This window comes from Ectobacillus sp., assembly GCF_056992975.1.
In genome coordinates this window covers 1-4235 of the sequence record NZ_JBXKMX010000239.1, presented here as the reverse complement: position 1 = coordinate 4235, position 4235 = coordinate 1, and the positions used below count along the sequence as shown (strand labels likewise).

The 4235-nt window shown below is 40.1% G+C and carries 2 protein-coding genes and 1 pseudogene; 2 read left to right on the top strand and 1 reads right to left on the bottom strand.

From position 1 onward, the window contains the following. Positions 1-4: 4 nt before the first annotated feature. Positions 5-1417: pseudogene (pyk, locus tag AC11ZT_RS10960) on the bottom strand (pyruvate kinase); the annotation flags it as partial. Between the two features lie 250 nt (positions 1418-1667). Between pyk and AC11ZT_RS10955 the strand changes: the two are divergent. Both AC11ZT_RS10955 and AC11ZT_RS10950 read left to right on the top strand, forming a co-directional pair. Continuing rightward, positions 1668-2906: an N-acetylmuramoyl-L-alanine amidase gene (locus tag AC11ZT_RS10955; protein WP_484059626.1), complete on the top strand. Its 1239-nt coding sequence runs from the start codon at positions 1668-1670 to the stop codon at positions 2904-2906. A 179-nt stretch (positions 2907-3085) separates the two neighbouring features. Continuing rightward, positions 3086-4235: pyruvate formate lyase family protein (locus tag AC11ZT_RS10950; RefSeq protein ID WP_484059625.1), on the top strand; the 1150-nt coding region annotated here is incomplete at its 3' end.

The window sequence follows — 4235 nt, the reverse complement described above, 5'->3', positions numbered from 1 at the left end:
ATTATACAATTTGAATTTTCATCAAATTCGTAGTACCAACTTTTTCAATAGGAACACCAGCTGTAATGATAATGGTATCACCATTTGCAATATGTGCAGCTTTTTTTGCTTCTTCTACTGCTAGCTGTAACATTTCATCTGTTGATGCTACAGGCTTTGTTAGAATTGCGGTGACGCCCCATATCAGTGCCAGTTGTCTTTGGACCACTTCATCTGAAGTTAGAGCGATAATGGGTGCTTTCGGGCGGTATTTCGAAATCATTCTTGCTGTGTACCCACTCTTCGTCGGTGCAAGTATGGCGTTTATATTGAGTGATAGAGCAGTATGTGATACGGATTGTCCAATGGCTTCTGTGATTTGAGGTGTATTAAATTTCATCCGGTTTCGTTGCTGCTTTTCATAATCAAGCGATACCTCTGTAGAAAGGGCAATGCGGTGCATCGTTTGAACAGATTCAACTGGATAGAGGCCTACCGCTGTTTCACCAGAGAGCATAATCGCATCACTACCATCTAGTACGGCGTTTGCCACATCAGATGCTTCTGCCCTAGTTGGTCTAGGATTCTTTTGCATAGAGTCTAGCATTTGTGTAGCGACTATAACGGGCTTGCCAACAGTGTTACACTTTTGAATTAACATCTTCTGGATGAGGGGGACTTCTTCTGCGGGCATTTGGATCCCCAAATCTCCTCTAGCAACCATCAGCCCATCAGCAACATCAAGAATAGAATCGATATGTTGCACCCCTTGCTTATTTTCTATTTTTGGAATGACACGAATGGCAGATGCCTGATGTTCTTGTAAAATATGCTTAATATTTAGAACATCTGAAGCATCTCGAATAAACGAAGCTGCAATGTAATCTACATGCTGTGAAATACCAAATAGAATGTCTTGCATATCTTTTTCCGTTACACCGGGAAGACGGATGTCGACATCTGGAACATTCATGCCTTTATGATCTTTCAAGATTCCACCGTGAATGACGGTGGTTTGTAGTTCATGGTTTTTCTTGTCAACTACTTCTAATTCTAATAATCCATCGTCGAGTAGAAGGCGGGAGCCGATTGCTACATCATCATACAGTCCCTCATATGTAATAGAAAAGCGTTCTGCTGTGCCTAGCACTTTAGTCATAGAAACAATGACAGTTGAACCATCCTCTAACCGTGTTTCACCCCCAACAAACTCGTGTGTTCGAATTTTAGGCCCCTTGATATCTAATAAAATGGCAACAGTAATTCCGGTTTGTAACGAAGCACGACGGATCATTTCAATACGTGCACCATGCTCCTCATAAGTACCGTGGGAAAAGTTTAGACGTGCTACATTCATGCCAGCTTGGATTAACTCTTTCAATTTTTCTAAGGTGCTACTAGCTGGTCCAATCGTACAAACAATTTTGGTTTTACGCATACTCTTCACTCCTTAGTATGGAATAGGGTTAGTTTGGAACAAATACTATGTAGCTATCCAAAAAAAGAATAACGTTATAAAGAAAGGCGTCATATAGTGTCCATTTTCGAGGGTGTATTAGATATTAAATAAAGTTTGAATATACTGCTAGAGGGAAACTAATATTCTTTCCCAATTTCATGAGTTGTACTTTATTTCTAGTATGAAAGCATGTAGTACATGCTTTACCTACTAGTAAGGAGGAGAAAGAATGGGATTTTCAATGAAGTATAATGTGATTCCACAGTATTTAACGGCACCTAGTTTACGGAGATCGGGCATCTTAATTCAAAAAGTTGTATTTATTGTCGCGCACGATACAGGAAATACGAATTCAACTGCAGCACAAAATGTAAGCTACTATGAAAGTTCTCGTAATGAAATGAGTGCCTCTGCTCATTTATTTGTAGATGATAAGCAAATCATAGAATGTATTCCTGCCTTGACTAATGCACCGGAAAAAGCGTGGCATGTGCGGTATGATGTAACGGGTGATAATGAGCGCTATGGTGTGGATGCAAATGATGCGGCAATTGGAGTGGAACTTTGCTTTTCAGATAATGGATCAATCGATAACGAGGAGGCTTACAAGCGTTACGTGTGGGTTCTTGCGTATATTTGCTATCGATTTGGGTTAGATCCTAGCACTAGTATTATAGGACATGAAGAACTTGATCCTTCGAGAAGAGAGGATCCGTCGAACGCATTGCGGTATACAGGACGTACTTTTTCTAATTTGGTACAAGACGTAGTGAATGAATTTACCGCATCAAGCGGAGGCGGCAGCCCCGCACCAGTACCGCAGCCATCTCCAAATGGAATAGGAATTGCCACGGTTCTAGTTGATTCATTAAATGTTCGCACCCAGCCGAGCTTAAATGGCTCCATTGTGAAAGTGGTGAATAAGGGGGGAGCCTATATCGTATATAGCGAACAAAATGGCTGGTATAACGTAGGTGGAAATGAGTGGATTAGTGCAAAGCCTCAATACGTTACATTTACACCTAATGGACAAACCACTATACCTCCAGCACAGGCTACTTCCGGCATTGCTACAATCCTAGTTGATGCATTAAATGTTCGTTCAGCCCCTAGCATAAATGGTAGTATCGTGAAGGTTGTATATAAAGGAGAAGCCTATCAAGTGTATTATGAACAAAACGGTTGGTACAACGTAGGAGGAAATGAATGGATCAGCGCTAATAGCGCCTATGTCTCATTGGTTCCTAGCGGTACGAGTGCACCTGTACCAAATGTGACTGGAGTAGCAACGATTCTTGTCCGTAATCTTAATGTACGTGCAACGCCAAATATGACTGGAAGAATTGTTAAAACAGTGAACAAGGGAGAAAAGTATATTGTCTTTAGTGAGAAAAATGGCTGGTATAACGTAGGAGGAAATGAATGGATTAATGCAAATCCGAGATATGTTAGCTTTCAGTCAAATTAAACGAGAAAGATGCGCCTTTGGTGCATCTTTCTCGTTTTAAAAATGGGTACTTATTTGTGAAATCATTCACAGATGTTTCACATCTAAGAGTGTAATTGCTTTGATTCAAATAGTATGCTAATAATGAAATCTGTATATCAAACGCCTTGTCCTTTACGAATGGAATGGAGGAGATTGAGATGACTCAACTGGTAGAAAAAGTGCAAGATGCTTGGCAAAGCTTTAAAGGTACAACTTGGAAACGTGAAATTAATGTTCGTGATTTTATATTACAAAATATGAATGCATACAACGGGGATGAATCATTCCTAACAGAAGCTACCGATGCAACGAAAACGTTGTGGGCGCAAGTAATGGGGCTTACTCAATTAGAAAGACTAAGTGATGGCGTTTTAAATATGGATACTGAAATCGTATCAACGATTGTCTCTCATAATCCTGGTTATTTAAATAAAGAATTAGAAGCTATTGTTGGTTTTCAAACAGATGAACCTTGTAAGCGTTCTCTTCAACCTTTTGGCGGCATTCGTATGGCCGAACAAGCATGTGAATCATATGGCTTTAAAGTGAGAGAAGATATAAGTCAAATTTTTCGAGATTGGCGAAAGACACATAACCAAGGCGTATTTGACGTATATACAGCTGAAATGAAGGCGGCACGAAAATCAGCTATTATAACAGGGCTACCTGATGCATACGGGCGTGGACGTATTATCGGTGATTATCGCCGGGTTGCGCTGTATGGTGTAAATCGTCTGATGGAAGAGAAGAAATATGATTTTGAAAATACATCAAAAACAATGAGTGAAGAAGTTATACGTCTTCGTGAGGAAATTTCTGAACAATATCGTGCTTTGTCTGAATTAAAGAAAATGGCAGCTTCCTATGGATTTGATATATCAAAACCCGCAACAACTGCTCGTGAGGCTTTTCAATGGCTATACTTTGCTTATCTTGCTGCTATTAAAGAGCAAAACGGGGCTGCTATGAGCTTAGGACGTACGTCAACATTCCTTGATATTTATGTAGAACGTGATTTACAAAACGGAACATTAACAGAAGAAGCGGCACAAGAACTAGTCGATCATTTCATTATGAAGCTCCGTCTCGTGAAATTTGCAAGAACACCCGATTATAATGAACTATTTTCAGGTGATCCAACTTGGGTAACAGAATCCATTGGCGGTGTTGCCTTAGATGGACGTCCACTTGTGACGAAAAACTCGTTCCGTTTTCTTCATACTTTAACGAATTTAGGACCTGCTCCGGAACCAAACTTGACGGTGCTTTGGTCTACAAAATTACCGCAAGCATTTAAAAACTATTGTG

What these genes read in the sequence shown, in the direction of transcription:
- AC11ZT_RS10955 (WP_484059626.1), top strand. Translation starts at nt 1,668, where the DNA reads ATGGGATTTTCAATGAAGTATAATGTGATTCCACAGTATTTAACGGCA.